The following is a 19,754-nucleotide window of genomic DNA, read 5'->3' as shown; positions in this document are numbered from 1 at the left end:
TACCACTCCACCCTGGCAAGATACCCGCCTCTATCTCTTAGCGGATCAAACATTAATGCCACTTGGTATTAATCCCCGTATTACTTGCGGGTAGGCAGGCAAATAAGTTTTACATGTTTCTTTTGTACCCCATTTTGGGTGAAACGATTTAGCAGATTATGGCGTACAAAAAAAGGCTCGTCGGGGGGACGAGCCAAAATTGCAAGAACGCGTACGCACCTTCAACAGTGCATAGTTTTATACGTCCACTGTTGGCACCAGTTCTGTCAATAGAATTAAATTTATGTAATTTGTTGAAGAAGGGGAAACCATGTGCCGCAACTTACCCGTAGACAATTTTTAGCTTCAGGCCTGGCCGCATTAGCCATGCCTCACTTTCGGCTGCTTGGCGCCCGCACACCATCATCTCCGCGTAAGCTTGGTGTCGCCTTACTCGGCTTAGGAGGTTATAGTAAAGGACTGCTTGCCCCTGCTTTACAACATACCCAATTTTGCGAACTACGTGGGATTGTGACCGGCAGCCCAGAAAAGATTCCGCAATGGCAAAAACAATACAATATTGCTGACAAAAATGTCTATTCCTACGATGACTTGCCTAACATAGCGAATAATTCTGACATTGATATCATTTATGTGGTTACGCCCACCAGCTTACATGAAAAGTATTCGGTTATAGCGGCCCAGGCCGGTAAGCATGTTTGGTGCGAAAAGCCCATGGCGATGAATCCACGTGAATGCCAGAACATAATGGATACATGTAAGCAAAATAAGGTGAAACTGGCAATTGGCTACCGTATGCAACATGAGCCCAATACTCGCCGCTTGGCGAGCTTGAAAAACACTATGCCATTTGGAGCATTTACTCGCATTGCAAGCTTTGCTGGATACGCAGGCAACGGCCTGCCCGCAAATAATTGGCGCATGCAAAAGGAAATGGGTGGCGGCGCACTCTATGATATGGGGGTATACCCTATCAATGGGGTACGTTTTATTACTGGCATGGAGCCTGTTAGCGTAACTGGGTATCACGAAAAGTCCCATCCAGATACCTTCACTGAAGTTGATGAAACCACTTATTTTGATATGCAGTTTAAAAATGGTTTAGTCGCACAATGTGGTACCAGTGTGGTGAAATCATTTAATCGGTTGGAAGTTCAATGCGAGCGCGGGGTCTATTCTCTGCAACCCATGCAATCCTATAGTGGTGTGAGGGGAAAAATCAGCGATGGTACAGTGCTTTCGCCCATTACCGGTATGCAACAGACGTTACAGATGGATAATGACGCGCTTGCCATTCTTGGCAAGGGGCCAGCGTTAGTCTCTGGGGAAGAAGGCCTCAAAGACATCCAGATTATCCAAGCCATTTTTGACTCAGCAAAAACAGGCAAGACTGTGGTGATCTAAGTGTAATGTAGAAGTTGTATCAAGTAGCCAAGCTTTAAAAATAAAAAATATGTCAGCACATACAAAATTGGTCATAGGACAGCTTCCATTCTATAAGCTGCCAACAAGTATCCTTCTCGCCACTGCATTAATTTTCATGGATGAAAATGAGCAATTGGAAACGCGTTGGCGATCTAAACCAACCCAACCAAATGGACTGGAAACCCCCCTAAAATTGGCTTTGCATAACAGAGTCAAAGCCGAACTTACTGAATACGCCATAGCCAGATTGCACCTGGCCGCAGACGAAATGATTGAAGATATTTTTAATCGTATCGAAGCGCTGACACAAGGCAAAATTTTTAATGACTTAGCTGCTGAATTGCTTGCCCCCTCAACGGCAAACTTATCAGCCAACGGTATGCTGCCTCCAGACTGGAAAAGACAACTTATGGCATATCTGTTACCTGCGTTCACCATGGATAAGCAAACCACCTAACGACATGCTGACTAAATGATACACGCATTGCCTTATGGAAAGCCCCATGCGTGGTATGCGCTCTAATGCACACTCAGAAAAGCTCCCCCCAATTGGGAAGAATATTTATCAATTAGCTAGGTACTTGAGCAGATAGCCGTTCGTTGAGAATAATTTTCAATAACTCAGCAGCCGCTTTAGCGTCAGATAAGGCTCGGTGGTGCCGTTCCATCTTGATATCAAATGTTTGCGTAAGCGCAGCGAGAGAGTAAGACGCTAGCCCGGGCTTTACTTTTCTCATTTCTCTCACCGTACACAATTTCGCTCGCTTAAATGGCAGCTCTAAGCGCGCAAACTCCTGCCTGATAAAACCGTAATCAAAGTTCACATTATGCGCCACGAATACACAATCCTGAGTAAATTCATTAATTTCACCAGCCACCTCAGCAAATAAGGGGGCCCCGGCTACCATATCATTGGTGATACCTGTTAAAGCGGTAATCGATGAGGGGATTCGCCGCTGGGGATTGAGTAAACTTTGCCAACGCCCCACTTCATGTCCATTAATCAGTTTAACCATCCCAATTTCGGTGATGCGGTGGTAATCGGATTTGCCTCCCGTTGTTTCAATATCTACTACCACGTAAGGCTGCTGCGGATCAAAATACCACTCCACTTTGCTAATCTGAACGGTAAAGCCGGCCTGCTGCAAGCGTTGGATGGAGACCAGCTGATTTCGTCTAAGTTGATCACCGGGTGCTTTAATTTCTTCAAACCGTAGCTCACCCTTTTCGATAACCATTATATCGGGGAAACCATCTTGAAGACTGTGAAAATCCTGGCACATCATGCGTAAAAAACCTAATAACGGCTCCAGTTGAGAATGTTCAAGAAGTGCGTTGATGGGATCCAACAGTTTGTGTGACCAGATAAATAATGCGTTCGGCTCCCCGTAGCGACTGCTGGCAATGGATAGTATATGTTGTTGCAACTTTGCTAGCGAATTCACTTGCGCCAACAAAGTTTCAATCTGCTTTTCGTAGCGGGTATAGAAGGTGTTTTCTTTCAGACAAACGGGTCGTCGGTCAAATTCATTTACAAACTCATCCTGCTCAAACAGGATTGGCCAGAAAATTAACCCAAACATGCTACGCCACAGTTGATTTTCAGTTCGGTAAGCTGTGATGCCTTGGCGTTTGTACTGGGCTAACACCCCCGCTTCTACCCCAGTGTTCTGGCTGATGTCCAGCTTCAGGGTGCGGGTGGCACTTCGCAGCATATCTGTTAGCGCACTGGTTCGCTTTTTCAAAAATTTACGCGCTAAAAAGTCTTCTGCAAAATTTAATATCGTATCTGACGGCGGTGTATCGATGAGTACTTCCAATTCCGCTTTAACCGCATCTTTCTGTCCATGCTTATACGCTTCACGTATCCACTTTTCTCTTGCCTTGTCCCCTGGGGCGTTGGCCAAAACGTTTAGCCCAGTGTCAATATCAATACTTAACAGTTGAAGCCCGAGGGCAAACTGATACTTCTCCTGCCATTGAATAGCCAATGGAGAATGTAGCTGTGTCTTCGCTACACGAGGCGCTGATGTAAATTGGTTATCTTGCCAATACGGCATTTGCTCTAGCTGCATGGCGTAGAAAAAAGCTGCCTGGGCGTCTTCTTGGTTATGAAAGCGAATTTGCTCTGAAGGATTTTCGTTGCGGGTACGCATCACGCCTAAATCGCGCAAAGAAAATTGGTTTAAACGTCCCTTGGTATGCCCAAAATACACAAATAAGAGAAACCTGAAGGTGTGCTCAAATCCCCGTACTAAAAACTGTTCCGGAAGAAAATTTTTTGGCCACCCCTTCAGCGAAACTTGTTGCATAAGCAGGTTACTTAGCTCAGGCTTCTTTAGCGCTGGAGAAATAGATGACTGAGTTAATTGAACTAGTAGCTCAATCAAGTCGCTTTTGGTCATCACGGCTGCCACATCATGCGCTTTAGCGGTGGATAAATCAGTAAACCATCGTTTCTCGATCAACTCATCAATCTGTTGTTGAGGGTTGAGAATTTCCTCATAATTGAAGTGGTATCGATTAATGACCGCATATTTTCGATTGGCCGCTCGTGCAATAATACATTGCTGATCGTGGGTGAGCGCGGCGAAGCCTTCAATAAAGCGGGTTTCCTGCTCGCCTAAAAGCGTCTTATTCACCCCAGAGAAAAAGCCGAGAAACTCATGAAAGTGGGTTAAATAATAGAATGTGGGTAGGGTTTTTCTCATCACACTAGAATACTTGAATAGCGAACTTGTATATTTATACAGTATTCTTCACTATTTTTCTAGTCTGCATCGATCCTGATCTTCTGCTTACTCACCCAGGCGAAATAGGCAGCCAATCGTTCATCTGACTGTAACGCCACCAAAGAATTTAATCGTTTAGCTAAATCCATCTCAGAATAAAAGCGGTGAATGCCATTATGACATTGCCGACAAATCATGATGCCTTCATCTAATTCGTGCCTTTTGTTTTTTCTGAAAAAAGTTCGTCGATGCATCTTTTTGGGTATGAGGTGATGAAAAGTCAGCTGAGCGGTGCGGTGGCAGCAGGGGCAAACCCCAACTTTATGTGGCTTTTGCATGACGTGCGGATCTGCCTCTATTTTAACTGCGTATTAATGCGAAACAAGATCAAGAGGATAGCATATGAGTCTAACCAGACCGATGTCATTTTCATGCCCCTATTGTATGGCACCAAACGACGTGGAAGTGGACGAACTTAACGATATTGGACAAACGCAAATCTTGGATTGCCAGGTGTGTTGTCAACCAATCGAATTGTCTATTCATACGGATGGTGATACGCTTAGTTTGAGCGCCGAACGGGAAAACTCGTAGCAAAAAATCTGCTGGAATAAGCAGATTTTTCTGTTTTTGGCAGGGTATAAAAGAGAATCATTTTCGTTTCTCTTACGAGGTAGGAAAAATGGCAGGATATAATCGCAGAAATTTTTTGAAAATTTCAGGTAAATCACTTATCGGAATAACGCTAGGTAGTGCAGCCTTACATACCTTGGCTCAAGAGCAATTACAGGTCAGCGATCCCACTGCTGAAGCGTTAAAATATACCCCCAAATCTCCAGAAGCTAACGCGATATGCGGTAATTGTATGTACATTCAAGGCAAAGAAGGGGACGAGCACCGCCCATGTGCAATATTCCCGGGTAAACTGGTTAACGTCAACGGCTGGTGTACAGCCTGGGTGAAACGCCCCGGCTAAGCCCCCCACCAGCTACCGCATCTATCTGAATTTCATCTTGTAAGTATTTGTAAGCGAAGGTGATTTCTGGCATGTTAGACGGAATGATTAACTTCACTTCGTCTAATATGAAATTAATAAAATTCCAGCTTTTTGTTCTACTTATTTTTTTAACGGCTTACCCCCTCCATACCATGGCTGAGGAAAAGGCCCCCCCTGCAGATATTCCAGAGCCTGTTGTAGCCACCTCAGAACATAAAACATTGTTAAATGGCACTCCGGTCAACTACAAAGTGACCGCTGGGGAAACACATTTACAGGACAGCAAAGGCAAACCTGCCGCCAGTATTTTCAGCATCGCTTATACGCGCACCGATATGAAAGATGTCACGGACCGTCCCTTACTCTTCGTCTTCAACGGGGGGCCTGGCTCTTCCAGCGTGTGGATGCATATGGGTGTTTTTGGACCTAAACGGGTTGTGTTGCCTAGCGATGCAGAACGGGTTGGCGCACCACCTTATCCTATCGAAACTAATCCATTAAGTTTGTTGGATATGGCCGATTTAGTGTTTATCGACCCGGTCGGCACCGGTTATTCCAAAGCATTGGGGGATAAAGAAGGCAAAGCGTTTTGGGGCGTAAAACAGGACGCTGAAATTTTGGCCGAATTCGTTCGCGTTTATATTACCCGCAACAAGCGCTGGAATTCGCCTAAATACTTAGCGGGTGAAAGTTATGGTACCACCCGAGCTGCTGCAATGGTAAAAGAATTACAAGAGGGCTGGGGCAGCATTGATTTAAACGGGGTGTTGCTGATCTCTTCCATTCTGGATTTTCAGACTGGCGATTTCACTGCTGGCAACGATCTGCCCTATCTGACTTTTTTACCAACTTATGCTGCTACAGCCTGGTATCACAACGCAATTCCCAATAAGTCAAAATATCCCGACCTCGAAAGTTTCTTGAACGAAGTGCGTGAGTTTGCCCTGAGTGACTACGCTAGTGTATTGCTAAAAGGCGATCTAGCGCAACCATCCCAAATTGAAAAGGCGGTGAATAAGCTGCATCAGTATACCGGGCTGTCCAAGCGTTATATTGAACAAACTGACCTGCGCATAAACGAGTTTCGTTTCATGAAAGAATTGTTGCGTGACCAGGGGAAAGTAGTGGGCCGACTTGATAGCCGTTATTTAGGAGAAGACCAGGATCAGGTTAGCGATAGTTTTGAAGCTGATCCGTCCTCGTATGCGATTGACGGGGCTTACACTGCCGCTCTGCAACACTACATGGCCACGGAACTCAATGTTGAACGGGAGGATCGATATCATATTCTTTCGGCAGAAGTGTTTCGCAACTGGGATTGGCTATACGGGGACAGCCCCCGTAGCCAGGGTTTTCTAGCCATGACGCCAAATTTGTCACGCGCCATGCGCCAGAACAAAGACTTCAGAGTGTTTGTCGCCAACGGCTATTACGATTTGGCCACTCCCTTCTTTGCCACGGAATATTCGATGAATCACCACGGCATGGATACCTCACGGGTAACCATGAAATATTATGAAGCGGGTCATATGATGTATATCCATCATCCTTCACTGGAGCAATTGGTGAAAGATATTCGTGAGTTTATGAATAAAGAATAAGGTATTATGTAAGGGTAAACAGATGTTTGCCCTTTTTTTCTTTCCCCGCATATATTTGACCGGGTTCTTCCGTCCCCCCGGTTTGGGTCAGCTTTTAATACCACCCGAAGCGTGAACTTACCTGAGTTTATTTAGATCCACTAAACCTTCACACCATTGGCTTGTGAAAAGTGTAAAAATTTACGCGCTGAGTGAGCAAACATCAGTGCGAATTGGTATTAGCCGTCTGGTGTTCGAAAAAAACGCTTTGGCTCTGCTGGGATTACAGCTTTAAATGCGGACGCGCTGACACGACCAACGCAGACACCTGTTTAGTGGCTAATTAGCATTATCCTCGGCGCCGGCATTTCCTGAATCTACGCTCTGTTCCCCTGGTTGTTCTGCCCGCTCGAGCAGATCAGCAACGTAGAACTGTCTTGTTAATGCCTGATATCGACCATCGCTCATCATCTCAGCTAATACCCTATCGAACCCCGCCCTTAATTTCGGATCCAGGATCGCGGCGTGGTAAAAAATGACGGGAAAAATTTCAAACATCTTGGTGGGAAACTGTTGATGTGACGGCAGTTGGTTTTTGAAATAGTTAAAAATGTTTCGGTCCATTACGGCTACATCCACACTGCCAAACAACAGCATGGATACCTGACGACTTTGCTGTGGCGTTTCCAAATAGCCAGAATGCCCTTCTACGGCATCGGAATATTCATTGCCCAATACGCGTTTAGCCGTTTGAAAGCCAATCACCGTGTAGTTTTTCAGGTCTGACATTCGCTTAAGCGCTACATTGCGATCTGCCAGCGTTACGGCCACATTTTGATACGCGACGTATGCTTTACTCAGGGTTGTGCGGTCGATGTTATGTCGATGATTCATGGTTAAACCTATGTCGACACTTTCTTCTCTGACCATTTTAGGAACTCGCCCCATGGGGACATAAACTGGCACCATTTCGTGCCCTAACTCTTTAAGTATGGCGCGAATTAACTCAAGCTCAAAGCCTGTATGTCCGCGGGACATAATATAGGGAGGCTTGTCCCAGCCCGCAGCCACCTCTATCTCTCGCGCCTCAGAACTCGCACTGAAAAAAAGTAGTATTAAAATAGAATTACGAATGAATAACTTCAATCAAGTGACTCTCTATAGTGAAACGCAGACACTGCCCCGGCAAAAGTATACCATTCCATTCGTACCTTGCAGACTGTTATTATAGTAATTGCCATTAAATTAATACTGACAAGTGAAAAGTGAAAAGTGAAAGTACCATGCCCTGGCTACAACTGAAAATAGATTCTTCTGCAGAGCAAGCGGAACAGATAGGCAACATGCTCAGCGCCAATGGAGCACAAGCGGTGACCTTCGTCGACGCTAAGGATACCCCCATGTATGAACCTAAACCCGGTGAAGTTATGTTGTGGCCAGATACGCAGGTGGTCGGCTTGTTCGATGCCAGCGACGATATGCCATCAATCATCAACAATCTGCAAAAAGCCAAGGTACTGGGAAAAGATTTCAACTACCGCTTAGAGCCGCTTGAAGATAAAGACTGGGAAAGAGAATGGATGGAGAACTTTCACCCCATGCAATTTGGTAGTCGATTATGGATTTGTCCGAGCTGGCGAGAGGTACCCGACCCAGACGCCGTAAACGTGATGCTGGATCCGGGGTTAGCGTTCGGTACCGGCACTCACCCGACGACAGCATTATGTTTAAAATGGTTAGATGGGATAGATGTTGAAGACAAGGTGGTGGTCGATTTTGGCTGTGGTTCAGGGATATTGGCCCTGGCGGCCTTAAAATTAGGCGCAAAAAAGGTGATAGGTATTGATATTGATCCGCAGGCGCTGCAAGCCTCCATGGAAAATGCGAGCAGAAATAATGTTGCAGACCGCCTGAAGGTGTATCTTCCCGATGATCAACCCTCACTAAAAGCGGATATTGTGATGGCGAATATCCTCTCTGGACCGCTCATCGAATTGCAAGACACCATCACAGATTACTGTAAAAAAGGGGGCTCACTCGTGCTATCAGGTATCTTAGCAGAGCAAATTGCCAAAATTGAAGCGGCCTATGCAAAAGATATTACGCTCGACCCCAGTGTAATCGAGGGAGAATGGGCACGCGTCTCAGGGATCAAGATATAAATTAAGCCTCAACATGTGGTTGATTAATCTTGTAAATCTCGCGCAAATAGGATAACCATCCTAATATTGCATACGTATGCAATAGTTTCTCTTTACGAATCAATAGTTGTTGTCAAGGGCTGAACGCAATATTTTGTGCGATTTTTAGCCTTTTCTTACGTTTCGAAAACACGTACACTTAGCGCCCCGTTTGGGCAAGTTGTTTAATTTCTGCACTATCGTTGTTTAATATTTACTATGCGAATCGGTCCTTACACGCTCGACAATAATTTGATGCTCGCGCCTATGGCGGGAGTAACTGATAGACCTTTTCGTCAGCTGTGTAAAAGGATGGGTGCCGGGTTAGTGGTTTCGGAAATGTTGTCCAGTAATCCTTTGGTATGGAATACCGAGAAATCAAAACATCGGATGGATCATAGTGGCGAAATCGGAATCCGCTCTGTGCAAATCGCGGGTGCTGAGCCTGAGTTAATGGCGAATGCAGCGCGATTAAATGTAGAAAATGGCGCGCAGATTATTGATATCAATATGGGCTGCCCAGCCAAGAAGGTTAATAAAAAGTTGGCCGGTTCGGCGTTGTTGCAATATCCCGAACAGGTCGAAGCAATCATTTGTGCGGTCGTAGCGGCTGTTGATGTTCCTGTCACTCTAAAAATCCGTACGGGGTGGGACACCGACAATCGCAATGGCGTTCAGATAGCGAAGATTGCGCAAGACAATGGCATACAATCGTTAGCCGTTCATGGAAGAACGCGTGCATGTATGTATAAGGGTGAGGCGGAGTACGAAACGATTCGGCTTATAAAACAAGCCGTATCTATTCCCGTTGTAGCAAACGGGGACATTACCTCACCCGAAAAAGCACTGGACGTGCTCAATAAAACAGGTGCAGACGGTGTCATGATTGGTAGGGGCGCTCAGGGTAACCCCTGGATTTTCAGAGAAATTCAACATTTTCTGAAAACAGGTGAGAACCTCCCACCACCATCGCTGTCTGAACAACACCAGGTACTAAGTGAGCATGTAAACAACGTGCACGGGTTCTACAGCGGGATAACTGGTGTACGTATTGCCCGCAAGCACGTTGGCTGGTATTTGGCGGAACATGATACGGATCGACAGTTTCGCAAACAGTTCAATGCAATTGAAGAGGCCGATGAGCAGCTCAATGCGCTTGGACGATATTTTCAATCGCTGCAAGCAAGAAACACGCATGATGTTTCTCCTGCAGCATAGTGATGACTAACTAAAGAGCAAGAAAGTATTATGTTCGATCAAAATGTGACTTCACCTTTTACAACAACAGTAACCACTCCTTCTCAGACGCAGGCCCAGAAGCCTTTGCGTGATTCGGTTAAACAAGCTGTAAATAAATACCTGAAGCAATTGGATAACGCCAATATCGATAATTTGTACGATTTAGTACTGGCAGAAGTAGAAGCGCCTTTGCTTGAGGAAGTCATGACTTACACCCGCGGCAATCAAACCCGCGCGGCAATCATGATGGGAATTAACCGCGGTACGCTTCGTAAGAAACTGAAGCAGTATGGCATGAACTAAGACTGCACGGGCCTGGCCCTAACGAAGAGCACCGATTGGTGCTCTTTTTGTTTCACTCTCTTTTTTATTTAGTTAATTATTATGCATGCACCTAAACCCATTAAACGCGCACTGTTAAGTGTTTCTGACAAAACCGGCATGGTTGAATTCGCCCAGGCGTTACACCAAGCAGGCGTTGAGTTACTTTCCACTGGCGGCACGGCAAAACTTCTTGCCGATGCAGGTTTACCAGTAATCGAAGTTTCTGCCTACACAGGGCATCCTGAAATTATGGACGGTAGGGTAAAAACTCTGCATCCTAAAGTTCATGGCGGCATTTTGGCTCGCCGTGGTAAAGATGAAGCGGTAATGGCAGAGAACGACATCAGTGCCATCGATTTAGTCGCGGTGAATCTCTATCCTTTTGCCCAGACGGTCGCGAATCAAGAGTGCTCCCTGGAAGATGCTATCGAAAACATCGACATTGGCGGCCCTACCATGGTTCGTGCAGCAGCAAAGAACCATAATGATGTGACCATTGTAGTTAACGCCGCTGATTACCAGCGTGTCATTGATGAAATGCAGCAACATCAAAACTCTGTTTCTTACGCGACGCGTTTTGACCTAGCGATCAAAGCATTCGAACACACTGCAGAATATGATGGCATGATTGCGAACTATTTTGGTGCAAAGCTGGATCAGACAGACTGTGAAGCAGATTGCGACCATCAGCATAGCGAGTTTCCCCGTACTTTCAACGTTCAAATGACCAAAAAACAGGATTTACGCTACGGTGAGAATAGTCATCAAAGCGCAGCTTTCTACGTAGAGAACACCATTCAGGAAGCCTCTGTTGCCACAGCGACGCAGCTTCAGGGCAAAGAATTGTCCTTTAACAATATTGCCGATACTGATGCGGCACTGGAGTGCGTAAAAGAATTCGCTGAACCCGCTTGCGTGATCGTGAAACATGCCAACCCCTGCGGCGTCGCTATCGGCGACAGCATTCTGGATGCTTATAACCGCGCATATAAAACCGATCCAACCTCTGCATTTGGAGGAATTATCGCATTTAACCGTGAGCTGGACGAACAAACCGCCAGCGCCATCGTTGAGCGTCAATTTGTTGAGGTGATTATTGCACCCTCGGTTAGCAAAGGTGCGCAGCAAGTGGTGTCCGCTAAGAAAAATGTGCGCTTGTTAAGCTGTGGCGATTGGCACGGACAACTTACCGAGGGTTACGACTTCAAGCGAGTAAACGGCGGGTTATTGGTTCAGGAACGCGATTTTGGCATGGTGGAGGCGGAAGATTTAACCGTGGTAACCACGCGTCAACCTTCAGCTGAAGAATTGCAAGATTTACTGTTTTGCTGGAAAGTCGCCAAATATGTCAAGTCCAATGCCATTGTTTATTGTAAAGATGGCATGACCATCGGTGTTGGTGCTGGCCAGATGAGCCGGGTGTATTCTGCCAAAATAGCCGGTATTAAAGCGGCCGATGAGAATCTTCAAGTTGCAGGTTGCGTGATGGCATCTGATGCGTTCTTCCCTTTCCGCGATGGAATTGACGCAGCGGCAGCAGCAGGCGTAAAAGCAGTAATTCAGCCTGGCGGTTCTATGCGAGATGAAGAGGTGATTGCAGCCGCGAATGAGCATGGAATCGCAATGGTCTTTACCGGAATGCGACATTTCCGCCACTAAGTAGAGCGTTAATTTGTTGAAATTAATCGTTTAAAACAATTCAACTTCTTAAAATTGTGGCTACACTGGTAACAAATATAACGGTAGCGAAGATTAACCTTCGCTACCTATCTGTATTGTCCATTTGAAAAAAGGAAGTCCAATGAAGCCACTTACCACTCTACTCTCTGCCGCATTACTGACCTTTGCCGCAGGCTCAGCGTTAGCTGATCCCATCACAGATGCTGTCGCTAGTGAACACCGTGAGATAAAAGACAGATTGAGGGACGAGTACCGTCACCCACAGCAGACCCTTCGCTTTTTCGGTATCGAACCTAGCATGACTGTAGTCGAAATTTGGCCTGGTGGCGGTTGGTACACAGATATTTTAGCGCCATTACTGAAAGAAAACGGCAAACTGGTGGCCGCTCATTTTCACATAACTGATAATTCACCAAAATATTACAGCCGTTACCTTGACCAATTTAAGGACAAAATGGCCAATCACCCTCCTTACGCCAATATCGAACTCACCGAATTTGATGTGATGAAAGCACCTGATCTTGCCAAAGCAAACAGTGCGGATGCGGTACTGACCTTTAGAAATGTGCACAACTGGTATATGCAAAAAGGCGAAGAATCATTAACCAATGCGTTTAAAGCTTTTTTCAAAGCACTAAAACCAGGTGGTATACTTGGGGTGGTTGATCATCAATTACCCGAAGCAGCCGATGACGCCATGATGAAAGAAAGTGGTTACATTAAAAAGTCGCTGGTAATCGAAGCCGCCCAGGCCGCTGGTTTTAAATTGGAAGCAGAAAGTGCAATTAACGAAAACCCGCTGGACACTGCGGATCACCCCCGTGGCGTCTGGTCATTACCGCCAAGTATGGCATTGGGCGATAAAGATAAGGATAAGTACCTCGCTATCGGCGAAAGTAATCGTATGACATTGAAATTTGTAAAACCTAAAAATTAACGGAAAGCTTGAATGAATGTACTTGTAATTGGCGGCGGTGGCCGTGAGCATGCATTGGCCTGGAAAGTAGCACAATCTGAGAAGGTTGAGCTTGTTTATGTAGCACCAGGTAATGCAGGCACCGCATCAGAAGCAAAACTTCAAAATGTAGACATTGGGGTCACTGATATCCCAGCGCTGGTCAACTTCGTCAAACACAAGTCTATCACGCTTACCATTGTGGGGCCTGAAGCCCCACTTGTTGAAGGTGTCGTTGACGCATTCGAGCAAGCGGGACTAACCATATTTGGCCCCACCCAGGCCGCTGCGCAACTTGAAGGCTCCAAGGCCTTCACCAAAGATTTTCTTGCCCGTCATAACATTCCCACAGCCGACTATGCGACTTTCACCGAGATAGACCAAGCTCTGGCGTATGTTCAGGAAAAAGGCGCGCCAATTGTCATCAAAGCAGATGGTTTGGCGGCGGGTAAAGGGGTGATCGTGGCGATGAACCAGGCAGAAGCAGAATCGGCTATCCGGGATATGCTTGCGGATAACGTATTCGGTGACGCCGGTAGTCGAGTGGTGATTGAAGAGTTTTTAGAAGGAGAAGAAGCATCGTTTATTGTCATGGCTGACGGTAAGCATATTCTTCCTTTCGCCACCAGTCAGGATCACAAACGCGCCGCCAACGGCGATAAAGGGCCTAATACAGGCGGGATGGGCGCTTATTCTCCTGCCCCCGTGGTAACCCCAGAAGTTCATCAACGCATTATGCAAGAGGTGATTGAACCGACGGTGGCTGGAATGGCCGCTGAAGGTAATCCATATAGCGGCTTCTTATACGCTGGGTTGATGGTTATGGCTGATGGTACGCCAAAGGTAATTGAATATAATTGCCGCTTCGGTGACCCGGAGACGCAGCCTATTATGATGCGGTTAAAATCGGATTTGGCCGAACTTTGTTTATTAGCCTGTGAAAAGAAACTTAACGAAGCGACTATCACCTTTGATGAACGCGCAGCAGTAGGTGTTGTACTTGCTGCAGGTGGTTACCCTGGCAATTACGATAAAGGTTTATCCATTCATGGGCTGGAAGCAGCCAGTGGATTACAGGGTAAAGTATTTCATGCCGGTACCGCGCTGAAGGACAACCAGGTGGTAACCAGTGGGGGTCGAGTGCTATGTGCTACTGCACTGGGCAACAATGTTACTGAAGCCCAGGAAAATGCCTACGCATTAGTGAATGAGATAAGCTGGCCTGATATGTATTTTCGAACCGATATAGCGCATCGCGCTATCGCCCGCGAAAGCCAAGTGTAAATCTTTATTACACTCCGCAATAGTAAAAACGCTAGCGGAGTGTTTCGATTTATGTCTGAGCTAAACAAACATCGATGCGGCTCGATATAACAAGGCTTCACTTAGTTTAATAAACTGGTAAGCTAATCTGCCATGTTGAATTAAGGTCGAAGTTTTTATGTCTGTGAAACACCCTATAATTGCCATTACCGGTTCCTCCGGTGCCGGCACGACGACGACCACCAACGCCATACGCCACATATTCCGTAATCTACGGGTTAATTCTGCGTTTATCGGTGGAGACAGCTTTCATCGATTTACGCGCCCGGAAATGGAAGTGGAAATACGTAAGGCGCAGGAGCAGGGTAGACATATCAGCTATTTCGGCCCCAAGGCAAACGATTTCGATTTGCTGGAAACCTTATTTAAAGACTATGGTGAATCAGGACACGGGAAATTTCGCCAATATCTGCATACATTTGATGAAGCCGTCCCCTTTAACCAGATGCCGGGCACCTTTACTCCCTGGCAAGATCTTCCGCCAAATACGGACTTACTCTTCTATGAAGGGTTGCATGGGGGCGTTAAAACCGAGGACAATGATGTTGCTCGGCATGTGGATTTACTGGTCGGCATGGTTCCCATCGTTAACCTTGAGTGGATCCAAAAGATAGTCCGAGACACCACTGATCGAGGGCATTCTCGTGAAGCGGTAATGAGTAGCATCGTAAGGGGCCTGGATGACTACTTTCATTACATTACGCCGCAATTCTCGCGCACTCACGTCAATTTTCAACGTGTTCCCACAGTGGATACATCAAACCCGTTCTCAGCCAGAGAAATACCCTCGCAGGATGAGAGCTTTGTAGTAGTGCGTTTTCGCCGCGAAATGAAAACTGTCAACTTTCCCTATTTGCTACAGATGATCGACGGCGCGTTTATGTCTCGCATCAATACTATTGTAGTGCCTGGCGGAAAAATGGGTCTGGCCATGGAATTAATTTTAACGCCACTTATCGAAGAATTGCTGGACAAGAAACGCCGGGCGGGCCATCAAATGGATTGGCTATCAGAGAAGTAATCCGTAACCTTACTGGGTCTTTAAGCGAATGATTACTTAATACCCACTGCGGAATAAATTAACCGCCTTATTTTAGTTTATTTAGTAACCTGGCATGCTCAGGTTTCAAGGGCATAGCTTTAAACGGACTGACATTCGCCCCCCCTGTATTCCCCATTGGCAGCAGGCCAAACGGGGTTTTGGTTATAGCTCCTACCATTCTAAACAGTTGCCCTGTAATTTCTTTTATAGATTTATGCTTTACCCCCCATTTGAACATTTTCCAATGGACATAGGTGTGCCAGAAGGTGGAATGTTGGCCAAGTACGTGCGCGTTTTCTAAATGCATAAATTGTTTTAAGTAGTTGAGTCGCGCCGCAGACAACTCGGCAAGTTTGATCTCTCGCTTAACCGCATCGATGGGTACAGTCATAAAATGGCCTCCGTATTTACCCATTTATATTTGCCAGCTTAGCCACCAAAATGCAACGGATAATGAATTCGCTGACAAATTTTGTAACACTCATTTACTTATAACAGAACAGATAAACTTTTTGTTTTAGGACCCTTCTGGGTATAGTGAAAACATATAAGATAAAAACTACTATTCAGAGCCAGGAAAAAGTAATGGGTCAGGAAACGTCTAAAATTCTAGTGGTTGATGACGATATGCGTTTACGCAGTCTGTTAGAGCGCTATTTGGTAGAACAGGGCTATCAGGTCAGGGCGGCAGCAAATGCGGAGCAGATGGATCGGTTATTGGAACGGGAGAATTTCCATCTGATGGTGCTGGATTTGATGTTACCAGGTGAAGACGGATTGTCTATCTGCCGCAGGTTACGCCAGGCTGAAAGCCAGCTCCCCATCATTATGCTGACAGCCAAAGGTGATGAAGTTGATCGTATTATCGGATTAGAAATGGGCGCTGATGATTATTTGCCCAAGCCCTTTAATCCTCGGGAATTATTAGCCCGGGTTAAAGCGGTTATGCGCCGTCAATCCGCTGAAGCGCCAGGTGCGCCCTCAAAAGACGAGCAAGTGATAAGTTTTGGCACCTACCGTCTAAATCTAGCCACCCGCGAAATGACTGGCAATGGTAATCCCATGAGCTTAACCAGTGGCGAATTTGCTGTGCTCAAATCACTGGTTCAGCATCCTAGACAGCCCTTATCCCGAGATAAACTGATGAATCTGGCCCGCGGCCGAGATTATAGTGCGCTGGAGCGTAGTATCGATGTTCAGGTTTCCCGTTTACGTCGTATGCTGGAAGAGGATCCGGCTAATCCTCGTTATATCCAAACAGTGTGGGGATTAGGTTACGTGTTCGTACCTGACGGTGGAGAGCAAGCTTAAGCGGTTTTAGTTATGCGCATGCTTCCTAAAAGCGCCTTTGGGCAGACTGTATTGCTGATCGGCGTACTGTTGTTGATTAATCAGGTTGTTTCCTACCTGTCGGTAACTTATTACTTTATTCAGCCGAGCTATCAGCAAATTAACAGTTTATTGGCGACGCAGGTTAAAACATTGCTTAGCCAGGACCGCCTGGCGAGCCCATCTACCGCACAGTCTGAACTTGCTAGCGCCACAGGTATTAAGGTATATACGGCGCGCCAGGCGATGAAAAAAGATTTGCCGCACGCCACCTATTACGGGTTTATGTCGGCCGCAGTCTCGAAATCATTAAATACCAGAGCTGATGTGAGGATCAGTACCCAGCCTAATAACAACGCCGCTATGCCCTATTTGGTATGGATACACCTGGAATCCCATCCTGATCGTTGGATAGCCATTCCTATTTCCGGTTTAAGCGAAGCGAATATTTCCCCCCTCACCATGTACTTAATGGTTATTGGAGTGCTAAGCGTGGCGGGGGGCTGGCTGTTCGTCAGGCGTCTTAATCGTCCGCTACAGGCACTGCAGAAGGCCGCGCTACAAGTGGGGCAGGGAAAATCGCCGGAACCATTGAAGGAACAGGGCAGTAGCGAAATGATAGAAGTAACGCGAGCGTTCAACCGCATGAATCAGGGGATTCAGCAACTTGAACGCGATCGTGCATTAATGACAGCGGGCATCTCCCATGATTTGCGCACGCCTCTTACCCGCATTCGATTAGCCACTGAAATGCTGCCCGATGAGCAAGACTGGTTAAAAGAAGGGATTGTCAACGATATCGAAGATATGAACGCCATCATCGATCAGTTTATCGATTATGCGCGGCAGGAAGGCACAGAACGCCTTGAGTCGGCGGATATGAACACACTAATCCGTGAGCTGGCACAGGCTCGCCACATCGAAGAGACTCATCACATTGAGCTTAAGATGAATGACGTGCCCTTACTTACCTTACGCAAAATTGCCATCAAACGAGTGTTAGATAATTTGATTGAAAATGCATTTCGCTATGGCAGTAACAATATTGTGGTCACCACCTTTGAAGATAAAGATCTAAACAGAGTTTATTGTCGAGTTCGAGATTATGGTCCCGGAATTCCGCCAGGCGAACTGGAAGAAGTGTTTACGCCATTTACACAAGGTGATAAAGCTCGCGGCAGTCTGGGATCCGGTCTGGGCCTGGCCATTAGCCGCAGAATTATCAAATCCCACCATGGTGATATTGTCCTGCGCAACCATCCTGAAAAGGGACTCATTGCTGAATTCTGGTTGCCAGTCTCATAAAAAAAGCCCGCTATAAAAGCGGGCATTTAAAGGACATAGCTAATCAGCGATAGCCAGGTCCCGCTGTAACAATTTTTTCATCCACGTCATACTTTGCAAAATTTTGCTGGAACTTAACGATGAGATCCTGTGCATATTCTTCGTATCGCGCTTTATCTGCCCAGGTATTTTGCGGCACCAACAAATTGCTATCGACGCCGGGTACCTCAACAGGTACGTGCAGATTTAACCCTTCGATATAGTGAGTGTCCACATTGGCAAGGCTGCCGGATACGATAGCGTCGATAATTGCGCGGGTAGTGGGAATGTCAAAGCGCTTACCCGTACCGTAGGGGCCGCCCGTCCAGCCTGTATTTACCAGAAACACTTTGGCATTAAAGTCCTTTACCCGCTTAATCAATAAGTCGGCATACACGCGGGCAGGCCGTGGGAAAAATGGAGCACCGAAACAAGTGGAAAACGTCGACTCTATATCGGCGGTAGAGCCTATTTCGGTTGACCCAACCTTGGCGGTATATCCACTCAGGAAGTGATAAGCAGCTGCTTCTTCACTTAGCACAGATACAGGAGGTAAAACACCACTCACATCACAGGTTAAGAACACCACTGAACGGGGTTCGCCACCCCGATTTTCTTCTACACGCTTCTCAATGTGTTCTAGCGGGTAGGCGGCTCGTGAGTTCTGGGTAAGGCTGGTGTCCGTATAATCGGGTGTCCGTTTGTCATCCAGAATTACATTTTCCAAAATCGTCCCAAACTTGATCGCATCCCAGATGACGGGCTCATTCTTTTGCGACAAATCGATACATTTTGCGTAGCAGCCACCCTCAATGTTAAATACGCTACCGGGTGCCCAGCCATGTTCATCATCGCCTATCAGGAAACGCTTAGGGTCCGCGGAAAGGGTTGTTTTTCCCGTGCCCGACAAGCCAAAAAATAAGGTTACATCGCCATCTTCACCCACATTCGCAGAGCAATGCATGGGTAATACTTCTTCGCCTGGTAAGAGGAAGTTTTGCACCGAGAACATGGCTTTTTTCATTTCGCCAGCATAACGCATGCCCGCAATAAGCACCTTGCGCTGAGCAAAATTAATGATTACCGTTCCATCACTGTTGGTGCCATCACGGTCAGGTTCACAGGTGAAGCCCGGTACGTTTAAAATTTGCCATTCAGGTTTGTTATCGGGATTATACGTCTGCGGCTCGATAAATAAATTTTTGGCAAAAATGTGCTGCCACGCCGTTTGCGTGCGCACTTTCACTGGTAAGGCATAGCGCGCATCCGAGCCCACTTGTAAATGGGACAAAAAGTGCTCTTGCTCCGCAAGATATGCATCCACTCTCTCCCACAATGCGTCAAACTTTTGCGCATCAAAAGGTTTGTTAACCTTGCCCCAGTCAATATCATTTTCCGTGGACGGCTCTTTAACGATGAAACGATCGTTTGGCGAGCGCCCTGTACGTGTACCGGTTTCAACCACCAGCGCACCGTTAGAGGCTAACTTTCCCTCTTTGCGCTGTAACGCTATTTCAACTAATTCTGAAGTATTTAAATCCGTATGGACGGATGCCGTTGTAGAACGACTTAAATTGGCTGCCGCAGTCATTTTTATGAAATCCTATTTAAAACCTTACACACTG

Annotated in this window: 19 protein-coding genes; 14 read left to right on the top strand and 5 right to left on the bottom strand. The window is 46.4% G+C overall.

The genetic code is table 11. The features are described from left to right. Window positions 1–312 precede the first annotated feature (312 nt). Together OPS25_RS11260 and OPS25_RS11255 are read left to right on the top strand one after the other, a co-directional pair. Window positions 313–1,404, top strand: a complete 1,092-nt coding sequence (locus OPS25_RS11260) for a Gfo/Idh/MocA family protein (RefSeq protein ID WP_265617817.1) — start codon at window positions 313–315, stop codon at window positions 1,402–1,404. 49 nt (window positions 1,405–1,453) lie between these two features. Further along, window positions 1,454–1,882, top strand: coding sequence for a hypothetical protein (locus OPS25_RS11255; protein ID WP_265617816.1), 429 nt, complete (start codon window positions 1,454–1,456; stop codon window positions 1,880–1,882). A 112-nt stretch (window positions 1,883–1,994) separates the two neighbouring features. Here OPS25_RS11255 and OPS25_RS11250 read toward each other — a convergent pair whose 3' ends face one another. Both OPS25_RS11250 and OPS25_RS11245 read right to left on the bottom strand, forming a co-directional pair. After that, the gene (locus OPS25_RS11250) at window positions 1,995–4,136 is read right to left on the bottom strand and encodes an exonuclease domain-containing protein (RefSeq protein WP_265618412.1); all 2,142 of its coding nucleotides are present in this window, start codon (window positions 4,134–4,136) and stop codon (window positions 1,995–1,997) included. A gap of 59 nt (window positions 4,137–4,195) precedes the next feature. After that, entirely contained in the window at window positions 4,196–4,495 is a 300-nt protein-coding gene (locus tag OPS25_RS11245) for an HNH endonuclease (protein WP_265617815.1), read from the bottom strand. A 64-nt stretch (window positions 4,496–4,559) separates the two neighbouring features. Between OPS25_RS11245 and OPS25_RS11240 the strand changes: the two genes are divergently transcribed. From OPS25_RS11240 to OPS25_RS11230, 3 genes are all read left to right on the top strand, one after another. Beyond that, the gene (locus OPS25_RS11240) at window positions 4,560–4,751 is read left to right on the top strand and encodes a CPXCG motif-containing cysteine-rich protein (RefSeq protein WP_265617814.1); all 192 of its coding nucleotides are present in this window, start codon (window positions 4,560–4,562) and stop codon (window positions 4,749–4,751) included. An 88-nt stretch (window positions 4,752–4,839) separates the two neighbouring features. Continuing rightward, complete coding sequence (locus OPS25_RS11235; RefSeq protein ID WP_265617813.1) at window positions 4,840–5,133, top strand: high-potential iron-sulfur protein; 294 nt, start codon at window positions 4,840–4,842, stop codon at window positions 5,131–5,133. Between the two features lie 71 nt (window positions 5,134–5,204). Further along, window positions 5,205–6,755, top strand: coding sequence for a S10 family peptidase (locus OPS25_RS11230; protein ID WP_265617812.1), 1,551 nt, complete (start codon window positions 5,205–5,207; stop codon window positions 6,753–6,755). 318 nt (window positions 6,756–7,073) lie between these two features. On the opposite strand, the gene OPS25_RS11225 is transcribed toward OPS25_RS11230, so the two are convergent. Further along, complete coding sequence (locus OPS25_RS11225) at window positions 7,074–7,880, bottom strand: substrate-binding periplasmic protein (RefSeq protein ID WP_265617811.1); 807 nt, start codon at window positions 7,878–7,880, stop codon at window positions 7,074–7,076. Between the two features lie 137 nt (window positions 7,881–8,017). Here OPS25_RS11225 and prmA point away from each other — a divergent pair, with 137 nt between their 5' ends. The 7 genes from prmA to OPS25_RS11190 all read left to right on the top strand — a co-directional run bounded on the left by prmA (window position 8,018) and on the right by OPS25_RS11190 (window position 15,456). Then, window positions 8,018–8,896 (top strand): 50S ribosomal protein L11 methyltransferase, encoded by an 879-nt coding sequence (prmA, locus tag OPS25_RS11220; protein ID WP_265618410.1) that lies wholly within the window; start codon window positions 8,018–8,020, stop codon window positions 8,894–8,896. Window positions 8,897–9,133: 237 nt separating this feature from the next. Beyond that, window positions 9,134–10,132 carry a tRNA dihydrouridine synthase DusB gene (gene dusB / locus OPS25_RS11215; protein WP_265617810.1) on the top strand — a complete coding sequence of 333 codons (999 nt, stop codon included), beginning with the start codon at window positions 9,134–9,136 and terminating at the stop codon, window positions 10,130–10,132. Between the two features lie 30 nt (window positions 10,133–10,162). Then, window positions 10,163–10,456, top strand: coding sequence for a DNA-binding transcriptional regulator Fis (gene fis / locus OPS25_RS11210; RefSeq protein ID WP_075607907.1), 294 nt, complete (start codon window positions 10,163–10,165; stop codon window positions 10,454–10,456). 81 nt (window positions 10,457–10,537) lie between these two features. Then, entirely contained in the window at window positions 10,538–12,136 is a 1,599-nt protein-coding gene (purH, locus tag OPS25_RS11205; RefSeq protein ID WP_265617809.1) for a bifunctional phosphoribosylaminoimidazolecarboxamide formyltransferase/IMP cyclohydrolase, read from the top strand. Between the two features lie 142 nt (window positions 12,137–12,278). Then, window positions 12,279–13,094, top strand: coding sequence for a class I SAM-dependent methyltransferase (locus tag OPS25_RS11200; RefSeq protein WP_265617808.1), 816 nt, complete (start codon window positions 12,279–12,281; stop codon window positions 13,092–13,094). A gap of 12 nt (window positions 13,095–13,106) precedes the next feature. After that, entirely contained in the window at window positions 13,107–14,396 is a 1,290-nt protein-coding gene (gene purD / locus OPS25_RS11195) for a phosphoribosylamine--glycine ligase (RefSeq protein ID WP_265617807.1), read from the top strand. A 157-nt stretch (window positions 14,397–14,553) separates the two neighbouring features. Next, the gene (locus OPS25_RS11190; protein WP_265617806.1) at window positions 14,554–15,456 is read left to right on the top strand and encodes a phosphoribulokinase; all 903 of its coding nucleotides are present in this window, start codon (window positions 14,554–14,556) and stop codon (window positions 15,454–15,456) included. 67 nt (window positions 15,457–15,523) lie between these two features. Here OPS25_RS11190 and OPS25_RS11185 read toward each other — a convergent pair whose 3' ends face one another. Continuing rightward, window positions 15,524–15,868: a DUF3703 domain-containing protein gene (locus OPS25_RS11185; protein WP_265617805.1), complete on the bottom strand. Its 345-nt coding sequence runs from the start codon at window positions 15,866–15,868 to the stop codon at window positions 15,524–15,526. 194 nt (window positions 15,869–16,062) lie between these two features. Between OPS25_RS11185 and ompR the strand changes: the two genes are divergently transcribed. Together ompR and envZ are read left to right on the top strand one after the other, a co-directional pair. Beyond that, the gene (gene ompR / locus OPS25_RS11180; RefSeq protein WP_265617804.1) at window positions 16,063–16,788 is read left to right on the top strand and encodes an osmolarity response regulator transcription factor OmpR; all 726 of its coding nucleotides are present in this window, start codon (window positions 16,063–16,065) and stop codon (window positions 16,786–16,788) included. Between the two features lie 12 nt (window positions 16,789–16,800). Beyond that, the gene (gene envZ, locus OPS25_RS11175) at window positions 16,801–18,111 is read left to right on the top strand and encodes a two-component system sensor histidine kinase EnvZ (protein WP_265617803.1); all 1,311 of its coding nucleotides are present in this window, start codon (window positions 16,801–16,803) and stop codon (window positions 18,109–18,111) included. 43 nt (window positions 18,112–18,154) lie between these two features. On the opposite strand, the gene OPS25_RS11170 is transcribed toward envZ, so the two are convergent. Beyond that, window positions 18,155–19,720: a phosphoenolpyruvate carboxykinase gene (locus OPS25_RS11170; protein WP_265617802.1), complete on the bottom strand. Its 1,566-nt coding sequence runs from the start codon at window positions 19,718–19,720 to the stop codon at window positions 18,155–18,157. Window positions 19,721–19,754 lie beyond the last annotated feature (34 nt).

Source organism: Alteromonas aquimaris (genome assembly GCF_026183695.1).
Lineage (GTDB): Bacteria > Pseudomonadota > Gammaproteobacteria > Enterobacterales > Alteromonadaceae > Alteromonas > Alteromonas aquimaris.
This window is presented reverse-complemented; position numbering and strand designations above follow the sequence as displayed.

What these genes read in the sequence shown, in the direction of transcription:
- OPS25_RS11245 (WP_265617815.1), bottom strand. Translation starts at nt 4,495, where the DNA reads ATGCAAAAGCCACATAAAGTTGGGGTTTGCCCCTGCTGCCACCGCACC.
- OPS25_RS11185 (WP_265617805.1), bottom strand. Translation starts at nt 15,868, where the DNA reads ATGACTGTACCCATCGATGCGGTTAAGCGAGAGATCAAACTTGCCGAG.
- OPS25_RS11230 (WP_265617812.1), top strand. Translation starts at nt 5,205, where the DNA reads ATGTTAGACGGAATGATTAACTTCACTTCGTCTAATATGAAATTAATA.
- OPS25_RS11190 (WP_265617806.1), top strand. Translation starts at nt 14,554, where the DNA reads ATGTCTGTGAAACACCCTATAATTGCCATTACCGGTTCCTCCGGTGCC.
- dusB (WP_265617810.1), top strand. Translation starts at nt 9,134, where the DNA reads ATGCGAATCGGTCCTTACACGCTCGACAATAATTTGATGCTCGCGCCT.
- purH (WP_265617809.1), top strand. Translation starts at nt 10,538, where the DNA reads ATGCATGCACCTAAACCCATTAAACGCGCACTGTTAAGTGTTTCTGAC.
- OPS25_RS11235 (WP_265617813.1), top strand. Translation starts at nt 4,840, where the DNA reads ATGGCAGGATATAATCGCAGAAATTTTTTGAAAATTTCAGGTAAATCA.
- envZ (WP_265617803.1), top strand. Translation starts at nt 16,801, where the DNA reads ATGCGCATGCTTCCTAAAAGCGCCTTTGGGCAGACTGTATTGCTGATC.
- purD (WP_265617807.1), top strand. Translation starts at nt 13,107, where the DNA reads ATGAATGTACTTGTAATTGGCGGCGGTGGCCGTGAGCATGCATTGGCC.
- OPS25_RS11255 (WP_265617816.1), top strand. Translation starts at nt 1,454, where the DNA reads ATGTCAGCACATACAAAATTGGTCATAGGACAGCTTCCATTCTATAAG.
- OPS25_RS11240 (WP_265617814.1), top strand. Translation starts at nt 4,560, where the DNA reads ATGAGTCTAACCAGACCGATGTCATTTTCATGCCCCTATTGTATGGCA.
- OPS25_RS11250 (WP_265618412.1), bottom strand. Translation starts at nt 4,136, where the DNA reads ATGAGAAAAACCCTACCCACATTCTATTATTTAACCCACTTTCATGAG.
- prmA (WP_265618410.1), top strand. Translation starts at nt 8,018, where the DNA reads ATGCCCTGGCTACAACTGAAAATAGATTCTTCTGCAGAGCAAGCGGAA.
- OPS25_RS11200 (WP_265617808.1), top strand. Translation starts at nt 12,279, where the DNA reads ATGAAGCCACTTACCACTCTACTCTCTGCCGCATTACTGACCTTTGCC.
- fis (WP_075607907.1), top strand. Translation starts at nt 10,163, where the DNA reads ATGTTCGATCAAAATGTGACTTCACCTTTTACAACAACAGTAACCACT.
- ompR (WP_265617804.1), top strand. Translation starts at nt 16,063, where the DNA reads ATGGGTCAGGAAACGTCTAAAATTCTAGTGGTTGATGACGATATGCGT.
- OPS25_RS11170 (WP_265617802.1), bottom strand. Translation starts at nt 19,720, where the DNA reads ATGACTGCGGCAGCCAATTTAAGTCGTTCTACAACGGCATCCGTCCAT.